General features: G+C 59.1%; 18 protein-coding genes. 10 read left to right on the forward strand and 8 right to left on the reverse strand.

What is annotated here, in order from left to right:
- The first annotated feature begins 12 nt into the window (after positions 1-12).
- From speB to PSH57_RS21180, 4 genes are all read left to right on the forward strand, one after another.
- Positions 13-963: an agmatinase gene (gene speB / locus PSH57_RS21165; protein ID WP_003198979.1), complete on the forward strand. Its 951-nt coding sequence runs from the start codon at positions 13-15 to the stop codon at positions 961-963.
- 9 nt (positions 964-972) lie between these two features.
- Positions 973-1,398, forward strand: a complete 426-nt coding sequence (locus tag PSH57_RS21170) for a YybH family protein (protein ID WP_305385328.1) — start codon at positions 973-975, stop codon at positions 1,396-1,398.
- A gap of 51 nt (positions 1,399-1,449) precedes the next feature.
- On the forward strand, positions 1,450-2,994 hold the full coding sequence (locus PSH57_RS21175) for a purine-cytosine permease family protein (RefSeq protein WP_305390450.1): 1,545 nt from the start codon (positions 1,450-1,452) through the stop codon (positions 2,992-2,994).
- Between the two features lie 134 nt (positions 2,995-3,128).
- A complete protein-coding gene (locus PSH57_RS21180) occupies positions 3,129-4,517 on the forward strand; it encodes a sodium:solute symporter family protein (RefSeq protein WP_305385329.1) in 1,389 nt (462 codons plus the stop codon).
- Positions 4,518-4,788: 271 nt separating this feature from the next.
- On the opposite strand, the gene PSH57_RS21185 is transcribed toward PSH57_RS21180, so the two are convergent.
- A complete protein-coding gene (locus tag PSH57_RS21185; RefSeq protein ID WP_256222727.1) occupies positions 4,789-4,917 on the reverse strand; it encodes a PA1414 family protein in 129 nt (42 codons plus the stop codon).
- Between the two features lie 140 nt (positions 4,918-5,057).
- Positions 5,058-5,951, reverse strand: coding sequence for a putrescine utilization regulator PtrR (gene ptrR / locus PSH57_RS21190; RefSeq protein WP_305385331.1), 894 nt, complete (start codon positions 5,949-5,951; stop codon positions 5,058-5,060).
- Positions 5,952-6,053: 102 nt separating this feature from the next.
- Here ptrR and PSH57_RS21195 point away from each other — a divergent pair, with 102 nt between their 5' ends.
- Complete coding sequence (locus tag PSH57_RS21195; protein ID WP_305385332.1) at positions 6,054-7,226, forward strand: MFS transporter; 1,173 nt, start codon at positions 6,054-6,056, stop codon at positions 7,224-7,226.
- Here the strand turns inward: PSH57_RS21195 and PSH57_RS21200 are convergent, their stop codons facing one another.
- On the reverse strand, positions 7,227-8,681 hold the full coding sequence (locus PSH57_RS21200; protein WP_305385333.1) for an NCS1 family nucleobase:cation symporter-1: 1,455 nt from the start codon (positions 8,679-8,681) through the stop codon (positions 7,227-7,229).
- A 429-nt stretch (positions 8,682-9,110) separates the two neighbouring features.
- Positions 9,111-9,947, reverse strand: a complete 837-nt coding sequence (locus PSH57_RS21205; protein ID WP_047227905.1) for a CvfB family protein — start codon at positions 9,945-9,947, stop codon at positions 9,111-9,113.
- A gap of 351 nt (positions 9,948-10,298) precedes the next feature.
- Here PSH57_RS21205 and PSH57_RS21210 point away from each other — a divergent pair, with 351 nt between their 5' ends.
- The 3 genes from PSH57_RS21210 (at position 10,299) to PSH57_RS21220 (ending at position 12,374) form a co-directional block, all read left to right on the forward strand.
- Positions 10,299-10,487, forward strand: coding sequence for a hypothetical protein (locus tag PSH57_RS21210; protein WP_018607615.1), 189 nt, complete (start codon positions 10,299-10,301; stop codon positions 10,485-10,487).
- A 195-nt stretch (positions 10,488-10,682) separates the two neighbouring features.
- Entirely contained in the window at positions 10,683-11,399 is a 717-nt protein-coding gene (locus PSH57_RS21215; RefSeq protein ID WP_256232142.1) for a TorF family putative porin, read from the forward strand.
- A 108-nt stretch (positions 11,400-11,507) separates the two neighbouring features.
- Complete coding sequence (locus tag PSH57_RS21220) at positions 11,508-12,374, forward strand: DUF6279 family lipoprotein (protein WP_305385334.1); 867 nt, start codon at positions 11,508-11,510, stop codon at positions 12,372-12,374.
- 122 nt (positions 12,375-12,496) lie between these two features.
- Here the strand turns inward: PSH57_RS21220 and PSH57_RS21225 are convergent, their stop codons facing one another.
- Complete coding sequence (locus tag PSH57_RS21225; protein ID WP_305385335.1) at positions 12,497-12,889, reverse strand: transcriptional regulator; 393 nt, start codon at positions 12,887-12,889, stop codon at positions 12,497-12,499.
- A gap of 186 nt (positions 12,890-13,075) precedes the next feature.
- On the opposite strand from PSH57_RS21225, the gene PSH57_RS21230 reads away from it, so the two are divergent.
- A complete protein-coding gene (locus tag PSH57_RS21230; protein ID WP_305385337.1) occupies positions 13,076-13,807 on the forward strand; it encodes a DUF899 domain-containing protein in 732 nt (243 codons plus the stop codon).
- Positions 13,808-14,424: 617 nt separating this feature from the next.
- Here PSH57_RS21230 and PSH57_RS21235 read toward each other — a convergent pair.
- A complete protein-coding gene (locus PSH57_RS21235) occupies positions 14,425-16,923 on the reverse strand; it encodes an exo-alpha-sialidase (RefSeq protein WP_305385339.1) in 2,499 nt (832 codons plus the stop codon).
- 288 nt (positions 16,924-17,211) lie between these two features.
- Here PSH57_RS21235 and PSH57_RS21240 point away from each other — a divergent pair, with 288 nt between their 5' ends.
- Positions 17,212-17,478 (forward strand): hypothetical protein, encoded by a 267-nt coding sequence (locus PSH57_RS21240; protein WP_305385341.1) that lies wholly within the window; start codon positions 17,212-17,214, stop codon positions 17,476-17,478.
- A gap of 51 nt (positions 17,479-17,529) precedes the next feature.
- Here the strand turns inward: PSH57_RS21240 and istB are convergent, their stop codons facing one another.
- A complete protein-coding gene (gene istB / locus PSH57_RS21245) occupies positions 17,530-18,318 on the reverse strand; it encodes an IS21-like element helper ATPase IstB (RefSeq protein WP_123359355.1) in 789 nt (262 codons plus the stop codon).
- The gene (gene istA, locus PSH57_RS21250; protein ID WP_305385343.1) at positions 18,315-19,337 is read right to left on the reverse strand and encodes an IS21 family transposase; all 1,023 of its coding nucleotides are present in this window, start codon (positions 19,335-19,337) and stop codon (positions 18,315-18,317) included. The genes istB and istA overlap by 4 nt, the downstream gene beginning before the upstream one ends.
- Positions 19,338-19,404: the final 67 nt, after the last annotated feature.

Here is a 19,404-nt window from a genome sequence, read left to right on the forward strand (position 1 = left end):
GAGGCCCTACCCGTGGACAAGATTCTTCACCAACCACTGGGCGGCAACGAAATGCCGCGCTTCGGCGGCATCGCCACCATGATGCGACTCCCCCATTTGCAAACCGCTGCCGGCCTCGACGCTGCTTTCGTCGGCGTGCCGCTGGACATCGGCACCTCCCTGCGCGCCGGCACCCGTTTCGGGCCTCGCGAGATCCGCGCTGAATCGGTGATGATCCGCCCCTACAACATGGCCACCGGTGCCGCGCCGTTCGACTCGTTGTCGGTGGCCGATATCGGCGATGTGCCGATCAACACCTTCAACCTGCTGGACGCCGTGCGGATCATCGAAGAGTCGTACCACAAGATTCTGGAACACAACGTCATTCCCCTGACCCTGGGCGGCGATCACACCATCACCCTGCCGATCCTGCGGGCCATCCACAAGAAACACGGCAAGGTCGGCCTGGTACACATCGACGCCCATGCCGATGTGAACGATCACATGTTCGGTGAGAAAATCGCCCACGGCACCACCTTCCGTCGCGCTGTGGAAGAAGGCCTGCTCGATTGCGACCGCGTGGTGCAAATCGGCCTGCGGGCCCAGGGCTACACCGCCGATGACTTCAACTGGAGCCGCAACCAGGGTTTCCGCGTAGTCCAGGCCGAAGAGTGCTGGCACAAATCCCTCGCACCGTTGATGGCCGAAGTCCGCGAGAAAGTCGGCGGCGGCCCGGTGTACCTGAGCTTCGACATCGACGGCATCGATCCGGCCTGGGCGCCCGGCACCGGCACCCCGGAAATCGGTGGCCTGACCACCATCCAGGCCATCGAAATCGTGCGTGGCTGCCAGGGCCTGGACCTGGTCGGTTGCGATCTGGTAGAAGTCTCGCCGCCCTACGACACCACCGGTAACACCTCGCTGCTGGGCGCCAACCTGCTGTACGAGATGCTCTGCGTACTGCCCGGTGTGGTCCATCGCTGAGGTGCGGTCATGAACGATCAGGATCAAGTGCTCAAGGCCGCCGCTGAACTGGTGTCGGCCTTCGCCCGCAATGACCGCGACGCCTACTTCGGCGCCTTCACAGCCGACGCGAGTTTTGTGTTCTACACCCTCGAACAGCCTCTGCTGTCTCGCAATGCCTACCAGGCGTTGTGGGACCGCTGGCGGTCCGAGGATGGCTTCGAGGTGCTGTCGTGTACCTCGAGCAACGCCTTCGTCAGCCTGCAAGGGGACGTGGCGATTTTCATCCATGACGTGGCCACCGAGTTGCGCATGCAAGGGGAGCGACACTTTAGCCAGGAGCGCGAAACCATCCTGTTCCGCAAGCAGGAAGGACGCACACAAGAACAACAGGGCCTATGGCTGGCCTGCCATGAACATTTGTCCGCTATGCCGGAAGGGCTGCCACCCCCTTAGCCAAACAGACGACGCTCGCACACGATGAGCGCGCCTTTATGATCGGAGCAGATCATGCATAACAATAACGACAACAGCCTTACGCGAATCGAAACCAACGGGGTTGAACAGATCCCGGACCATGAACGAACCGCTGGCCCGACGGATCTGTTTCGACTGATCTTCGGCGGCGCCAACACCTTTGCCACCGCCGTGCTCGGCAGTTTCCCGGTGCTGTTCGGCCTCTCGTTCCAGGCCGGGGTCTGGGCGATTGTGCTGGGGGTGGTGCTCGGTTCGATCATCCTCGCGCCCATGGGTCTGTTCGGCCCGCTCAACGGCACCAACAACGCGGTCTCCTCCGGGGCGCATTTCGGCGTACACGGGCGGATCGTCGGCTCATTCCTGTCGCTGCTGACGGCCATCGCGTTCTTCTCGCTGTCGGTGTGGAGCTCGGGAGATGCGTTGATCGGTGGCGCCAAGCGCTTGATCGGCGTGCCGGAAACCGACCTGAGCCTGGGCCTGGCCTATGGCCTGTTCGCCCTGCTGGTATTGACGGTGTGCATCTACGGCTTTCGCTTCATGTTGTGGGTCAACCGCATCGCCGTGTGGGCTGCCAGTCTGCTGTTTCTGCTGGGCATCGTCGCCTTTGCGCCGACCTTCGACAGCCAGTTCGCCGGCACCGTTGGTCTTGGCCAACCAGGTTTCTGGGCGGCGTTCATCGGCGCGGCGCTGGTAGCCATGAGCAACCCGATTTCCTTCGGCGCGTTCCTGGGTGACTGGTCGCGCTACATCCCGCGCAACACGCCCAAGCGGCGCATCATGCTGGCGGTAATCGCCGCTCAACTGGCGACGCTGATCCCGTTCCTGTTCGGCCTCGCCACCGCCACCATCGTGGCGATCAAGGCACCGGACTACATCGCAGCCAACAACTATGTGGGCGGCCTGCTGGCAGTCTCGCCGGTCTGGTTCTTCCTGCCGGTGTGTCTGATCGCGGTGATCGGCGGCATGTCCACCGGCACCACGGCGCTGTATGGCACCGGGCTAGACATGTCCAGTGTGTTTCCACGGGTGCTGTCGCGGGTCAAGGCAACGCTGCTGATCGGCGTGCTGTCGATTGCCTTCATCTTCATCGGGCGCTTCGCCGCGAACCTGGTGCAAAGCGTATCGACCTTCGCCGTGCTGATCATCACCTGCACCACGCCATGGATGGTGATCATGATCATCGGCCTGCTGGTGCGCCGCGGCTTCTACTGCCCGGATGACCTGCAAGTGTTCACCCGTGGCGAAACCGGCGGCCGCTACTGGTTCACCCACGGCTGGAACTGGCGCGGCCTGGGGGCCTGGATTCCCAGCGCATTGGTGGGGCTGTGCTTCGTCAACCTGCCCGGGCAGTTCGTCGGACCGCTGGGCGAACTGGCCGGCGGCATCGACATTAGCCTGCCTGTGACCTTGGGTCTGGCCTCGGTGATTTACCTGGTGCTGCTTGGGTTGTTTCCGGAGCCGGCGCAGGTATATGGGCCGGATGATCCGCGTAGCAAGGGTTCGGTCTCACCAAGCGCTGAACCTGTGGCGAGGGGATTTATCCCCGCTGGAGCGCGCAGCGCTCCCAAACCCTGACATCTCGGTGTGCCTGACAGATTGAGTAGGCTGTTTTGGGGCTGCTTCGCAGCCCAGCGGGGATAAATCCCCTCGCCACAAAGGCATCAATCACCCGACTTCACTATAAAAAAGACAATCGGAGACACGCCATCATGGCTTTGGATTTAATCGTCGTTCTCATCTATGCCACCGGCATGATTGCCCTGGGTTGGTACGGCATGCGCCGCGCCAAGACCCGTGACGACTACCTGGTCGCCGGACGCAACCTCGGCCCCGGCTTTTACCTGGGCACCATGGCGGCTACCGTCTTGGGCGGCGCCTCCACCATTGGCACCGTGCGCCTGGGCTACGTCCATGGGATTTCCGGTTTCTGGCTGTGCGGCGCCATCGGCCTGGGCATCGTCGGCCTGAGCCTGTTCCTCGCCAAACCGTTGCTCAAACTCAAGATCTACACCGTGACCCAAGTGCTGGAGCGCCGCTACAATCCGGCAGCGCGCCACGCCAGTGCGCTGATCATGCTGGTTTATGCGTTGATGATCGGCGCCACCTCGACCATCGCCATCGGCACCGTGATGCAGGTGTTGTTCGGCCTGCCATTCTGGGTGTCGATCCTGGTGGGCGGTGGTGTCGTCGTGCTGTATTCCACCATTGGCGGCATGTGGTCGCTGACCCTCACCGACATCGTGCAGTTTTTGATCATGACCGTCGGCCTGGTGTTCCTGCTGATGCCGATGTCCATCAGCGATGCGGGTGGCTGGAACGCGATGGTGGCGGCCTTGCCGGCCAGCTACTTCGACTTCACCGCGATTGGCTGGGACACCATCCTCACCTACTTCCTGATCTACTTCTTTGGCATCTTCATTGGCCAGGACATCTGGCAGCGGGTGTTCACCGCCCGTAGCGAAGGCGTGGCGAAAGTGGCCGGTACCGCCGCTGGCCTGTACTGCGTGTTGTACGGCCTGGCGGGGGCATTGATCGGCATGGCGGCCAAGGTATTGCTGCCGGACCTGGAAAACGTCAACAACGCCTTTGCCAGCGTCGTCCAGACCACCCTGCCCAACGGCATTCGCGGGCTGGTGATCGCTGCGGCCCTGGCGGCCTTGATGTCCACCGCCGCCGCCGGCCTGCTGGCGGCCTCCACCACCGTGGTCCAGGACCTGCTGCCGCGTCTGCGCCAGGGCCGTGAAAGCGGCAATGGCGACGTCCACGAAAACCGCATCGCGACCCTGCTGCTGGGCGTGGTGGTGTTGGGCATCGCCCTGGTGGTGAGCGATGTGATCAGTGCCCTGACCCTGGCCTACAACCTGTTGGTGGGCGGCATGCTGATTCCGCTGATCGGCGCCATCTACTGGAAACGCGCAACCACGGCTGGCGCGATCACCAGCATGTCGCTGGGCTTTCTGACCGCGCTGTTCTTCATGATCAAGGACGGCCTGGACGCCAACACGCCGATCTACTACAGCCTGAGCGTGGCACTGGTGAGTTTTGTGGTGGTAAGCCTGTTGTCGCCCCGGTCGAAGGTGGTGGCCAAGGCGGTCTGAAAGCAGTTTTTCTTCGAAGGGTGTGGCGTCGGTGGCCACACCTTTTTTTTTGCCCTGTATCGCTCAGTTCCAGACGATGAAAACCCTGTGGGAGCGAGCCTGCTCGCGATAGCGGCGGATCAGCCACCATTGATATTGACTGATACACCGCTATCGCGAGCAGGCTCGCTCCCACAGAGATTGTCCTTCAAAAACAAAAAAGATCGCAGTCTCAGGCTGTTTCAACTGAAACAGCCTGAGACTGCGATCTCTCCGATATTCTGCGGTGTCTTTACCGGCGGCGCGGCTGGCGGCGGCGTTGCTCGTCATCGGTGCGGATAGGGATCGGTTGCATAGGCGGCTCGATCAGGCCGAGCGCGACACCCAAGTCATGAAGCCAGTTCTGGATTTTCTCTTTCATCGTGGTGCCCCCTTCAGGGTGGTACTAGCGGCAGAATTCTGTGGCCCCTTCGCACTGATAATAGTCCGAAGTCCTACGCAATGCTCGTCACACATTGCAATGATCTGTTACTGAATCCATCAAAATCCAACACCGGGCGCTCAAGCTGATCGTTCCACCATCAGAGGCGCCCGCGGCCAGGCCTGTTGTTGCAGTTCAATCCAAGCGGTGAGATTGGCCCCCACCATTCCTTTGCGCCACATCAGCCAGGTCGTTGCACGGACAAACGGTTCGGCCAGCGGATGCATCCTTACACGTTCGCGGCCCGGCAGGCTGGCAAGCATCGACTCGGACATCAGCGCCACCCCGGAGCCGGCGATCACACAGGCCAGCATCCCCTGATAAGACTCAATCTCCATCGCCCGGCCCATGGCCGCATGGTCATGGGCAAACCAGGCTTCCAGACGCATGCGGTAGGAACAGCCCTGGCGAAAGGTGAATACCGAACGGCCCTGAACATCCAGCGCACTGCGCACTGGCGGGTGATCGGCTTCGGTGATCAGCACCAACTGCTCGTCGCACAACGGCACCCCGTCCAACCCCGCCAGCTCCAGCGGGCCGTCCACCAGCGCCGCGTCAAGGCGCCCGGTGAGCAAGCCTTCGAGCAGTTCACCACTGGGCGCCGACTGCACCTGCAGGTTCACCGCCGGGTACATGCGGTGATAACTGGCCAGCAGGTCCGGCAAGTGAATCGCCGCTGTGCTGTACATCGTACCCAACACAAAATCCCCCGCCGGTTGCCCGCCCTGCACGGCGGCATGGGCTTCGTCGTGCAGAGCAAAAAGCCTGATCGCATAGTCCAGCAAGACTTTTCCCGCCGGCGATAGCTGCAAACGCTGACGCTCACGCCGGAAAAGATCCACGCCCAGTTGCTCTTCGAGCTGCTTGAGCCGGGTCGAAAGGTTCGACGGCACCCGGTGCAGACGCTCGGCAGCCCGGGTGATGGACCCTTCCTCGGCCACGGCCTGGAAAATCCGTAATTGGCTGAACTCCACGACTTTCTCCAAAAAAGAACAAGTTACTCACTATTATTCATTTTTAATGAAAGTCAATCGGTCCTAGCCTGACGGTCATTCGCCTCACGCTGGAGAACGACCATGTCACCTCTTATTCGTCTGCTCGGCAGTTTCATCGCCCTGATGATGGCCATGGGCATTGGCCGCTTCGCCTTAACGCCGCAGTTACCTCATTTAATCGGCGAAGGTCAGGTCGACTTGACCGCCGCCGGTCTGATTGCCGCCGCCAACTACCTGGGCTATTTCCTCGGCGCGCTGGACGCCATGTTCGCTCACCGCCCGGAACAGGTGCGGAGGCGTTTGCTCGGGGGCCTGTGGTTGTGCGTATTGCTGACCCTGGCCTCGTTCTGGGCCTGGGGCTTCTGGCCACACTTGGCGCTGCGCTTCGGCACCGGAGTGGCAAGCGCCTGGGTCATGGTGATGATCACCGCCCTGAGCCAACCGCTGGCCGCTGCCGCGGGACGGCCGCGCCTCGGCGCACTGGTGTTTGCCGGACCAGGATTGGGGATTTTCCTCACAGGTTTGCTCGCCCTGGGCTCAAACCTGCTGGGCCAGACGTCCGCAATGCTGTGGCTGGTGTATGCCGGCGTGGCATTGGCGATGTTGCTGGTCATTCTGCCGATCCTGCCGCAAGCCGCCACAAGCACGACCGTCGCCGCGCCGGTCACTCCCTCGCCGAACCGTGGCATCGCACGACTTGGCGTGGTGTACGTCCTGTACGGCTTGGGCTACATCATCCCGGCAACGTTCCTGTCGCAGATGGCCTCGGCGCAGTTCCGCGGGCAATGGCAAGCGGACCTGTTCTGGCCCTGCTTCGGCCTGGCCGCCGCCACCGGCGTGCTGCTGGTCAGCTTGCGGCGGCCGAACCCGAACACCACTGGCCGCTGGCTGATCGGTACGCTCTGGCTGCAAGCCGCCGGCGTATTCGCCTGCCTGCTAGGCAGCGGGCCGGGGCTGGTGTTGGGGGTGATCCTGTGTGGCACGCCGTTCCTGGCCTGCATGCAGCTGGTGATGCTGCGCTCGCGGGAGCTGGCGCCCCACACTACCCAGCGCAACGCCGGCCTGTTGACCGCCTGCTTTGCCGTAGGCCAACTCAGCGGGCCGCTGCTGGCGGCGCTGAGCAGCCATTTCAGCGGCGGGTTGCAACCGGCGCTGATCGTCGCCGGCAGCGGTCTGCTGCTGGCCGGCGGACTGTTGCTACGCCCCGCCAGCCGCAGCGCAGTAACCCCCTGCACCCAAACCGCCCTGCGTTGATCAGGCCTGGCCAGCCGGGCTGAGCGATTTGCTCAACTGCGCGGCCGGCTCACGGCGCGCCAGAGCGAAATACAACACCCCGCCCAGGAAGCAACCGGTGAACCAGGCGAAATTGGCCATCGGTTGCAACATCGGCGTGAAGGTAATCGCCACGCCCATCAACGTCGCCGGCACCAGCGCCTTGACCGCCGTCCAGTTGATGCCGCCGCTGTAGTAATAACGTCCGCTCGGCCCGTCGTTGAACAACGCATCCACGTCGATCTGCTGTTTTTTGATCAGGTAGTAATCCACCAGCAAAATCCCGAACAGCGGACCGATGAACGCTGCCAGCACGTCCAGGGTGTAGTGGATCACTTCGGGGTTGTTGAACAGGTTCCACGGCGTAATGAAAATCGACGCCACCGCTGCAATCATGCCGCCGGCACGCCAGCTGATCTTGCTGGGGGCGACGTTGGCGAAGTCGAACGCCGGGGAGACGAAGTTGGCGACAATATTGATGCCGATGGTGGCGGTCACGAAAGCAAAGGCGCCCAGCAAGACGGCCACATTGTTGTCGATGCGCGCCACAGTGGCGATCGGGTCATGGAGCATTTCGCCGAACACCGGCAACGTCCCGGAAACAATCACCACGGTCACCAGGGAGAACGCCAGGAAATTCACCGGCAACCCCCAGAAATTGCCTCGGCGCACGTCAGACATGCTCCGGCAATAGCGACTGAAATCGCCAAAATTGAGGGTCGGGCCGGAGAAATACGACACCACCAACGCCGTCGCCACAATCACCTGACCGAACGCCTGCCAGCCGGATAAGGACTTTTCCGCCAGGGTGAAATTGATGTTGCTCCAGCCGGCTTTCCATACGATCCAGCCGGCCAACAGGAACATCACGGCGTACACCACCGGACCGGCCCAGTCGATAAAGCGGCGAATCGACTCCATACCGGCCCAGAACACCAGCGCCTGGACGAACCATAAGCTGAGGAAACCGAACCAGCCCAAGTAGGACAAACCGGCAAATTGCGGCGTGGCATAGACTTCCATGGAAGGAAAAAACCGCAGCACCACGATGATCAGCGCGCTGGAAGCCAGGTACGTCTGAATGCCGTACCACGCCACCGCGATCAAGCCGCGGATCACCGCTGGAATATTCGCACCGAACACCCCAAACGCCAGCCGACAGATCACCGGATACGGCACCGCCGCTTGCTGGCTCGGTTTGGCAACCAGGTTGGCAATCAACTGCACAATGCAGATGCCGCAGAGCAACGCAATCAACACCTGCCAACTCGCCAGCCCCAACGCGAACAGGCTGGCAGCGAACACATAACCGCCGACGCTGTGCACATCACTCATCCAAAAGGCGAAAATGTTGTACCAGTTCCATTTCTGCGGCAGCGGACCCAGATCTTCGTTATAGAGACGAGGGCTGTAGCCGTTGGGCAATTGCTCGGACATTGCGGGGCTCCTTTTGAGTACCGCCGTGCCCCCGTATCGACCTGCTCACCATACTGCGCACGGGAGCCGGCATGGTTTGTATACGGGTTGCTACGCAGAATGCGTGCCATAGGTGGGGAATATGAGACAAACTGCGGTGTGTGGCGGGGATTAAAGCCGGGCAAGAGCAGGCATGCGCCCACGAACAGGGCGCAGGTGCATGCTAAAGGTGCAGGGTTTTGTATACAGAGGAACGCCGAACACCGTTCCTGTGGCGAGGGATTTGGAGGAACGGCACACCGCTGTGGGAGCAAAGCTTGCTCGCTATGGAGGCGATGCGGTCTTTCTGATACCGAGGCGCCTGTTTCGCGGGCAAGCCTTGCTCCCACAGCAGGCTCTCCTGGTCACATGAATCCTTATTTGCCACAGATGCTGTGGCTCGACTGAAGATCAGCTCAATTCGATGCGATCAGCATGAATGACAATTTGCCCATTCTTGTACAGCGCACCAATGGCTTTCTTGAAGTTACCCTTACTTACGCCGAACAAACTGCTGATCAGCACCGGGTCGCTCTTGTCGCTGACCGGCAGCGTGCCATTGTTTTCGCGCAACTTGGCGAGGATCTTGGCATTGAGGCTGGTCGCCGCTTCCTGGCCCACCGGTTGCAAACTCAAGCTGATCTTGCCGTCCGGGCGGATTTCCTTGATGAAACCTTTTTCCTGCTTGCCGGCGCGCATGAACTTGAAGATTTCGTTCTTGTGAATCAGGCCCCAGTGCTTGTTATTGATGATCGCCTTGAAGCCCATGTCGGTGGCTTCGGCGACCAGCAAATCGACTTCCTGTCCTGGCGTGTAGTTGGCCGGGGTCTTGTCCAGATAACGGTCCAGGCGCGCCGTGGCGGTGATGCGGCGGGTGTGCTTGTCGAGGTAGACGTGCACCACGCAATATTCGCCGGCGGTCATCTGGCGCTTTTCTTCGGAATACGGCAGCAGCAAGTCCTTGGGCAGGCCCCAGTCCAGGAACACGCCGATGCTGTTGACTTCAACCACTTTCAGGCTGGCAAACTCACCGACCTGAACCTTGGGTTTCTCCGTGGTAGCGATCAGTTTGTCGTCGCTGTCCAGATAAATAAAAACATTAAGCCAGTCTTCATCTTCGCTGGGAATATCCTTGGGAATATAACGATTGGGCAGCAGAATTTCGCCGTCCGCCCCGCCGTCCAGATATAAACCGAAGTGAGTGTGTTTAACCACTTGCAAACTGTTGTAGCGCCCGACTAAAGCCATTTCCAATACCCTCATTGCGTGGGCGGCATTCTACCCGGTTTTGCGGCGTGATTCGTGACCTCTGGCGCGGGCGGCCAGAAGGGCCTTGTGCAGCCGTTGATTTCCGTGGGTTTTCCTCGCGAATGCGGCCATTCGTCAGGCAGACAATGGCCCACTAGGCCGTTTCGGCCAGCCGATTTCAAGTTATACAGTCCAGAGGGTTGCTATTTAAAACAGTGGCTTAGGGCAATAATGACGGCATTAATCGCCCCTTATTCCAGCGCCCGGCGTGATAATTGAGGGGTATATTTGCCAAGCAATTGTCAAGTATTTCCTGTACGATGCCTGGCCCAATTAATTATTTACAGGTTAATGGCCGTCATGCGCGTAAAAGCATCCAACAGCAAAGCAAAGCCCGCTCCAGCCGTTGAAACCAGCGAGTCTATCAACGACCAGATCGCTGCATTCCTCAAGTCCGGCGGTGAAATCCAGCAAATTGCCAAGGGCGTCAGCGGCCAGACATTCGGCCCGTCCAAGCAGATCAGCCTGGGCAAGAAGTAACCCGCGCGTCACCTGGTCCCAAAGCGCTTTGAGCTTCGAAGCGCTTGGACTGGAACCTCCCCCGCTTATTCTCATCCTGCAAAAATCGACGAACGGCCTTCGCTGCCGAGCATTCGCCGGTATGCTTGCACCTCTCTAGCTCAAGTGTTTCAGCTTGATGACCGATCCTGCTCCTCGCTATCCATGGAGTGAAGCGTGCGCTTTCCCATTGTCTCCCTGACGCTCAGCCTGCTGGCGTGCCCCTTCGCCCATGGGCAGGTGTTTCAGCACGAGCTCGGCGACTTCGACCTCAAACTCGGCACCACGCCCAGCCGCAGCATGGCCCAGGGCCTGGTCACGCCGTCGAGCACCGGCTCGTTTCATGGCGGCCTGGACCTGAGCCACGACAGCGGCTGGTACGTGGGCCAGTGGTCGCCCAGTGTTGGCCTGAGCCCCTCGAGCAATCTTGAAGTCGATTCCTACATGGGCTTCAAACAGCCCTTCGACCAGACCCTGGGTTACGAAATCGGCCTGATCCACTACAGCTATCCCACTCTTGACACGCTCGACAGCCAGGAATTCTTCGGCGGCCTGACCATGCTGGGCAGCCGTTTCGGCGCAGCCTTCAGCAACGACCCGGACAAACAGAACAGCACCCTGTTTGCCGACCTGGGCGGCAACGTGCCGTTTGGCATTGGCATCAGCGCCAAGTACACCACCCACCAGTACAACTCACCGGTGTCGGTGGAGGACGGCTACGTAGGCAGTTTCAGCGACTGGTCGTTGAAAATTTCCCGCCCCTGGAGAGGCATCGACCTGGACCTGATCTACAGCGACTCAAGCCTGAGCGGCAGCAGTTGCTCGGCGTACTCCGGCCACAACAGCGAATGCGACGGCCTGCTGACCCTCAAGATGGCACACCCTTTTTACTAACCCTTTTTACTAAGCGTTACTTATTCGATCGGCTGAACTGCCGCGCACCTGCCATGCTCAAACAAGACAGTTACGCCTTCGCAACCCATGCCTTCGCAAGGACTCGCTATGTCGCGCTGGTTCACTCGCATCGCCCTGCTCATGGCCCTGCTGCTCACCGTCACCGCCTGCAGCCGCGTGGGCCTGGCTTACCGCAACCTCGACCTGATCATCCCCTGGACGCTCAACGACTATCTGGACATCAATGGCGAGCAAAAGGACTGGTTCAACGACCGTCTCAATGAACACTTGAACTGGCATTGCACCACACAACTGCCCGGCTACCTTGACTGGCTGGACCGCTTGAAGAACATGGTGCAAACCCACCAAGTGACCGACCAGGCCCTGCAACAGCGTACACGGGAGGCCAAGGCCGCCATCGCCGAAACCGCCCGGGAAATCACCCCATCGGCCATCGAGTTATTGCAGGGTTTGAACGACGATCAGGTCGCGGACATGGACGCCGCATTCGTCAAAGACCAACGCAAACGTCAGCAGCAATACCTCAAGCCGACGTTGCAACAGCAGATCCAGGAGCGCAGCGAACGCATGGAAAAACGCCTGAACGACTGGCTCGGCCCGCTCAGCGAAGCCCAGCGCCAACGCGTGCAGGCCTGGTCCCGCGCCTTGGGCGATCAAAACCAGCAATGGATCGCCAACCGCGCCCACTGGCAGAACCAGTTCAGCGAAGCCGTGGCCCAGCGCCACCGCCCCGATTTCCCCAAGCGCATCGAGCAACTGCTGGTCAACCGCGAAAGCCTATGGACCCCCGCCTACCGCCAGGCCTTCGACAAAACCGAAGCCCAGGCCCGCAGCCTGCTGGTAGACGTGATGGCCGACAGCACCCCGACGCAGCGCGAACACTTGCTGAGGAAGATCGACCGGGTGAAAAAGGATTTCAGCGACTTGAAGTGCCTGAAAGCAGCCCGTTCATAAAACCACTGAGATCCAATGTGGGAGCGAGCCTGCTCGCGATAGCAATGTCTCAGTCAACGTAATTGTTAACTGACACACCGCTATCGCGAGCAAGCCCGCTCCCACAATATCTGCGCCCGGCTCTAGGCAATCTGCGCCTTCGAAGCCACCTCATCAAACGTAAACTCATCCAGCGCATCGTCCTGCTCATCCAGCACCTGTCGCGGATGATCATTGCCCGGGATGCTACTGTCGATCAGGCTCAGCAACCGCGAGCCGCGCACCGTCAGCACAAAGTTCTCGCCGTTACCGCCGTCTTCCTCCGGCCGAGGCTCAATATAGCCACGCTCCAGCAGCAACTTTTCGTACTCCCCGGCGACCGTTTTCAGATGATCGAGGTTCTCGATCTCCTCGCCTGCGGCCGCTTTCTGCGCTGCGTACTGCTCCGCATAAGGCCGAGGGGTAAAGCTGTGGCCCGCGCCGTTCTGCACTTCGTGCAACAACCGTTCGATCAAGTCCCAGTTATAAGTCGTCATCCTGGTCCATCCTCCAAAGAGTGAGATGCCTACTTAACGTGTGACCCAGGCGCTGCGCCGCCGTTCAGCCGGGCTTACAGGTGGGCGATTTCAGAAGCCGACCAACGGCCTGTCGAATTCATCCAGGGCCAGACGACCACTTACAGAAAGCCGACTCAGCGGCTCTGCCACGCAGGAGAACTCACCATGAACGTAGAAAATCATGCCGTCGTCTCGCGGGAAGAATGGCTCACCGCCCGTCGCCAGCACCTGATCCACGAAAAAGCCTTCACCCGCGAACGCGACAAACTCAGCGCCGAACGCCGCGCCCTGCCCTGGGTAAAAATCGACAAACCATACCGCTTCCAGGACCCCCACGGCGAACTGAGCCTGGCCGACCTGTTCGGCGGCCGCAGCCAACTGATCATCTACCACTTCATGTTCGGCCCCGGCTGGACAGAAGGCTGCCAGGGCTGTTCGTTCCTGTCCGACCACATCGACGGCGCCAACCAACACCTGGCCCACCACGACGTCGCCGTGGTGGCCGTCTCCCGCGCACCGTTCGCCGAGTTCCAGCCGTTCAAACGTCGCATGGGCTGGGCCTTCGACTGGGTCTCGTCAGAAGGCTGCGACTTCAACTACGACTTCGGCGTCAGCTTCAAAACCGAGGACACCACCGCCGGAAAAGCCACCTACAACTACGAAAAAACCGACACCACCGAAGGCGAACTCCCCGGCCTGAGCGTCTTCTATCGCAACGAAGCCGGCGACATCTTCCACACCTACTCCACCTATGCCCGCGGCCTGGACATCCTGGTCGGCACCTACAACTACCTCGATCTCACGCCCAAGGGCCGCAACGAAGACGAAATCATGGATTGGGTGCGGCATCATGACAAATACGATGAGGGCAAACCCCATAGCTGCTGCCATGGCTGATGAATAAGCTGGCTCACCCAACCCAACTCGAGCACCGCTCCCGTGGCGAGGGAGCTTGCTCCCGCTGGGGTGCGAAGCAGTTGCGTAGGAGCTGTCGAGTGCAACGAGGCTGCGATCTCTTCCCAGACGCTTGAGTCCCAAGCGAAAGATCAAAAGATCGCAGGCTTCGCCAGCTCCTACAGAGCTCAGCGGGAGCAAGCTCTCATGGAATAAACTACAACCTGCTGATTTTTAAAAATAAAATTTTCTGCCAAACACAATTCGGCAATGTGATTTTAGTTAGGCGAGTGCGCCTCCCTTTGTGGCGAGGGGATTTATCCCCGCTGGGTTGCGCAGCAGCCCCGAAACCAGGCAACTCGGTGTGCCAGGAAGATTGAGTTAGCTGCTTTAGGGCCGCTGCGCAGCCCAACGGGGATAAATCCCCTCGCCACAGGGCCTGGCTCACTGCGCGACAGCGCAGCGTCGAAGACTCGGCGGCCACTCCCTCGCCACAAAGGCAGAGCCAATTCAGGTTTGGATTTCAATAAGAACCGGATTCAAGGTCCAGTTCTTTGTCGAAAGGGCTATCGCGCCAGCCTCAGAAAGCAGGGCTATCTCGCTTCGCCGATGTTTGGCGGCTACTTGCCCGCCGCCTCAACGGCTGCCGCATTCTGAGGACCGAAAGAGTATTTCAGGGCCCGTGCCTTCGAGGTCCGCGGATCAGGTAAGCCTACGGTCTCTGGGCCCGCAAAGCCGGTGACACCTTTGCTGAACGTGGGATTGATCGCATCGAACAGGAAGCTGAAACCTTGTTTCAGCGAGCTCTGGGCGATGCCGTGACACCCCATGCAGCCGCCCATGGTCAGGCTTTGAGTGCTGTGAGCATAATCCGGCACATTGATGTTCAGTTGGTTGCGTGCATTGGTCAGGGTGTTGTTCTCTCGAATCGGGAATACGTTGCTCCCACGAAACAGCTGGATCCCCGGCTGGCTGCTTTCGACCATGATGTTGGCCAGGTAGTAATCCGGGTCAGTTTGGGTGCTCGACGGGATGGCCTGCACGCCCTTGAGCCGATAGTGCTTCCAGACCGAATTGTTGAATTCGCTGCTGCCGTCCATGAGCTGCTTGACCTGATTGTTCACCGCTGCGACTTCGGAATGAATGGTTAAGGGTTGCACGACCGAGATCGGCCCGGCCTGGCCTTCGGGGATCCCATTACTGCCTGAGTAGACGGGTAAATTGGGGTTAGAGCTTACGACTTTGCCCTCCGGCGGCAGGGAAACCGTATAGGTTTTGTTGCCGTCAGAGAAGGTGGCGCTCGGCGGCGTGGCTGAATCGAGGCCGGGGTAATCGATCTTGTTGTAGTTGGCGATGTAGTAGAGTCCGGTCGGCGACTTACCGTCGGGCAACGTCAGGGCATCTTCGTGCTCGAACGTGGCGAAGATGAGGGTCGGGTAGTTGGGCGTCTTATGGATGATATGCAAGGCGACCAGTGCGTAGTCTTCGTTCTGCGCCTCCGGGTCAGTGTCGGTGCCCGTATAGGTCACCACCGTCGCCGTATGGTAGCGCGCACGATCCGGTACCGGGATGTCGGCCAGTTTGCGCCATGCAGCCTTGACCTCCACCGCACCGTCGGGCAGCACAATATGATCCGGATAACTGGTCAGGCCTTGCGCATACTTGTAAACGACGGGGTTGGCCTTGGCCTCGAACAGGATCTGGCTGTCGTTTGAAGGGGCGTAGTCTCCCCGTGCATCTGTTGTCTTCGCCACATTGGGAGGCTTAACCGGGAAGAAAATAGCGTTTTGCCCTATTTGGGTCGCCTCATCCAGATTGTTATAAAGGGTGAAGTCAGTGCCTGCCGCCATCCGTATCTTGTTCTTGAGGAACTGGGTATAGGTGTATAGCGGATCAGAACCAAACGAACGCGTAGGACCGCCAACGTTATTGAACCCTACCGCCGGAAACAACTCGCTGCGGTGGGCGAAGGTTTGCCACAACAACGGGCTGGAAGATTTTGGCACCCTGCCCGAATCGGCGAAGCTGCTGTCGGGATTGCCGACGCCGCGGTTAGCGGGCAATGGCGCCTTGGCCGTATTGTTCAGTGCAAAAAAGCTACGCCAGGCGAAGGTGGCATAGTCGGTATGACTGAGGCCCGTCGCTAGATCGGCTGGCAGCTGCGGGTTGTCCGCCATTAGATCGTTTGTGGTAATGACATAGGAAACGCCCAATCCCGATGGGCCGGTCAAACTGTCAGAGAAAAGCCTGGAATAATAGGGACTCCAGTTAACCCCATCGTTTGAACCAAAAGTGGTAGGGCCACTGCTGATAAAAATGCGGTTACCGGTGATGGTTGCACGGTTCAGGAAAATCTCGCTTTTTGCTATGCCCGACAGTCTTTGTTCATCTCCCCAGTGACCGCCCCGGTCGTAACTGCGCACGGCAAAATTACTAAGATCATAAGAGTAATAGACCAACAGCTCACCGTTATAGACCACGGGCACCAGACTCAGCACTCTGAGAGCATTTGCACTGAATCCAGGATTCTCCTTACTCCACAGCAAGCCATCGTCCGAGGTCACATAGTTAATCGTGTGATCGTCCTCCTCGCTGTACAGGACAAATAATTTTCCGTTGTACACCACAGGACTGTTAGTAGCGGCGTCGCTGGAAACCGCGATAGGATTAACATTGGACCAGGTTATGCCGTCCTCGGAGCTGATGCTATTTATATGATTCTCGTCGGTAAAGGTCAGTACCAGCTTTTGCTGAAACACGGTCACCGAGACATTACCCACGATGTCAGATACCGGAATGGGCTGTGGGGGGGACCAATTACTGCCCTGCGCCGAAGTGGAAAAATAGATAGCGGAATCACTATCGTTGGCCCAAAACATATAAACCTTGCCCTTGAACGATTGCACCGCGGGTGTAGCCAACCCTATCGAGGTAAATGGCACCATGCCCGACGAAGAAGGTAAGGCGTTTACGGCATCAGGACTGTCAAACACATCAACTACGATCCCCTCATCGGGTCGCGACGTGGCGATGATCACACTTTCCGAATAAGCCGATGAGACCGCGAATAAACCACACAGGCACAACATCAGTCGACTGAGTATCGATCTAAGGTTCATGAGTTTCATTCCTTTGAATTGTTGACTATGACAGGCCGCGGGTACGTCCTGACAGCACTTACATCCTGTGTTAAGGAGCGACCCTGCGTTGCCGGCACCGGGCTACCCTCGCATTCTCCATGGTAGACGAGTGTTTAATATCGGCTAGGGAAATCCTGAAAAAGACCTCCACTCATGGTTGCGCCTGCGCAGCAAGGGAATGCCAGCCAAGCGCCAGGCTAATGAACTTTCCACCCGGCACCGGCCTCAACCCATTACCTGCCCAACAAGAAATACGAGGCCCCTGCCATGAAAACCCTCCTCAAACTCACCCTCGCCGCCACCCTCACCTGCGCCCTGCCCGCCTGGGCCACTTGCACGCCCGAGCAAGCCACCGCCAAGCGTGAACAATTGGCCAAGGAAGTGACCAGGCTCACCGAACAGGACCCGGACAAGGCCAAGGAAATGAATAAAGAGCTACAGACCATGGACCTGGAGACCGCCAGCAAAGATGTGCCGGATAAGTGCCAGTTGATTGATGAGCGTCTGGAAGTGTCAACACCGGTTGAAAACTGACCCACCCTACCGAAGTAAAACTGACCCACCCCGGCGGTATTTAAAGTCTGTTTATAGCTTCGGCGAAGCCGTCTCTCGCGGTACCACCTGGCCAGATTTCAACTTGTCCTTCAACCGGTAACTTTGCCCGCTGACCTGAACGATATGCGCATGATGCAGAAGCCGATCCAATAGCGCGGCGGTCAGTGTCGAGTCATCCGCAAAGGTCGTTGCCCACTGGCTAAACGGCAAATTGCTGGTCAGCACGATGCTGCCATGTTCGTAGCGTTTGGCGATGACGTTGAAGAACAGATTTGCTTCGTCACGGCCAAAAGGCAGGTAGCCTATTTCATCGATCACCAGCAATTTCGAGCGCTGCACCACTCGACTGAAATACTGAGCCAAGCGCCCCTGGTGATGTGCGGCGACCAGTTGCAATGTCAGATCGGCGGCGGTGATGAACTTTGTCGAGATGCCCGCCATGATCGCCCGGTGAGCTAGCGCGCTGGCCAAGTGCGTTTTGCCAACGCCGGACGGCCCCAGCAGCACCACGTTTTCCTTACGCTCGATAAAGGCCAGTCCGGCCAGTTCAAGGATCTGACTTTGCGGCGCTCCGCTGGCGAATTTGAAGTCGTATTGCTCAACGGTTTTTACAGCCGGCAGCCCGGACAAGTGCAGCAGTGTCTGTCGTCGCCGTTCGTTTCTGGCGCGATCTTCACCCAACAGAAGTTGTTCCAGGAAGTCGGCGTAACTCGTTTCTTTTTCGGCTGCTCGCTGCGCCAGAGCGGGCCAGTCCGTGGCGAAGGTATCGAGTTTGAACTGTTGGCAGAGCGCTTCAATGCGCAGGTGTTGAAGACTCATGCTCGCACCTCAAGCAGGGCTTGGTAGACCGACAGTGGATGTTGCAGGCTCTCCACCGGTATGGGCTGAATGGCTTGTATCAGAGCGCTCGGAACGTCTTGAAGCGCTGGCAGCGGCAGCAAATAGTGCACCTCTTTATCCAGGCGATACTGAGGGATTTCACCGGTCGTAGCGTGAGTTCGGGCATTGGCGATATCGATCAGCCAAGGGCCGATTTTGCTGTTCGCGACTTCGACATCCAGCACCAAACCGACCTGATTAAGTGTCGCTGCCAGCGGCACGACGAAACTGTTTTTCAGGTAGTGGTTGAAGCGCTCAACCTTGCCCTTGGTTTGCGCTCGATAGGGCCGGCAGACCTTTGGCGTAAAGCCATAGCGTTCTGCCAAGCTCAACAGAGCCGGGTTCCAACGGTGCTCGCCGGGGCCATAGACATCGCGCTCTTGGATGATGGTCTTGGCGTTGTCGAACAACACTTTGCGTGGCGTGCCGCCGAAGAAATGCAGGGCTTTTTCAATGCCAGCGCACCAGGCTGCGGAGTCTTCCCGTCGCGAGAAAACAACGTAAGTGGCGCGACTCCAACCCAGCGTTGCGACAAATGCCAACAGCGGATCGCGGCCACGTCGAATGATCGTGAAATCCGCCTGCATCTGTTCGCCAGGCTCTGTTTCAAAGCGCACAACGGGCTCGTTGGCCTTGGATTTCAAGGTCAGCAGAAAGCTGGTGAGGATGGAGTAACCGCCCGTATAGCCCTGTTCTCGGATCTCTCTGAGCAGAACAATCGCAGGGATCCAGTGTGGCCGAGCGGTATCTACGCGCTGACGCAGGAAGGCCTCGAAAGGCGCAAGCTTGCCCACGCGCTCCGCGCGCGGGCCGTAGACGACGGGTTGGCGCTGGGCTTGTAATTTGAGGTGGCGTCGAATGGTATTGCGTGAGCAGCCCATCTGCCGAGCGATAGCTCGAATAGACAAACCCTGACGAACAAGAACACTGATTTCCACGTGTTGCTCCTTGGACAGCATGGGCAGCTCGCAAAAGCTGCATTTTGCCCAAGTGGGTCAGTTTTCAACCGGTAGGGTGGGTCAGTTT

The organism is Pseudomonas hefeiensis (assembly GCF_030687835.1).
In the GTDB taxonomy this organism is placed as follows: domain Bacteria; phylum Pseudomonadota; class Gammaproteobacteria; order Pseudomonadales; family Pseudomonadaceae; genus Aquipseudomonas; species Aquipseudomonas hefeiensis.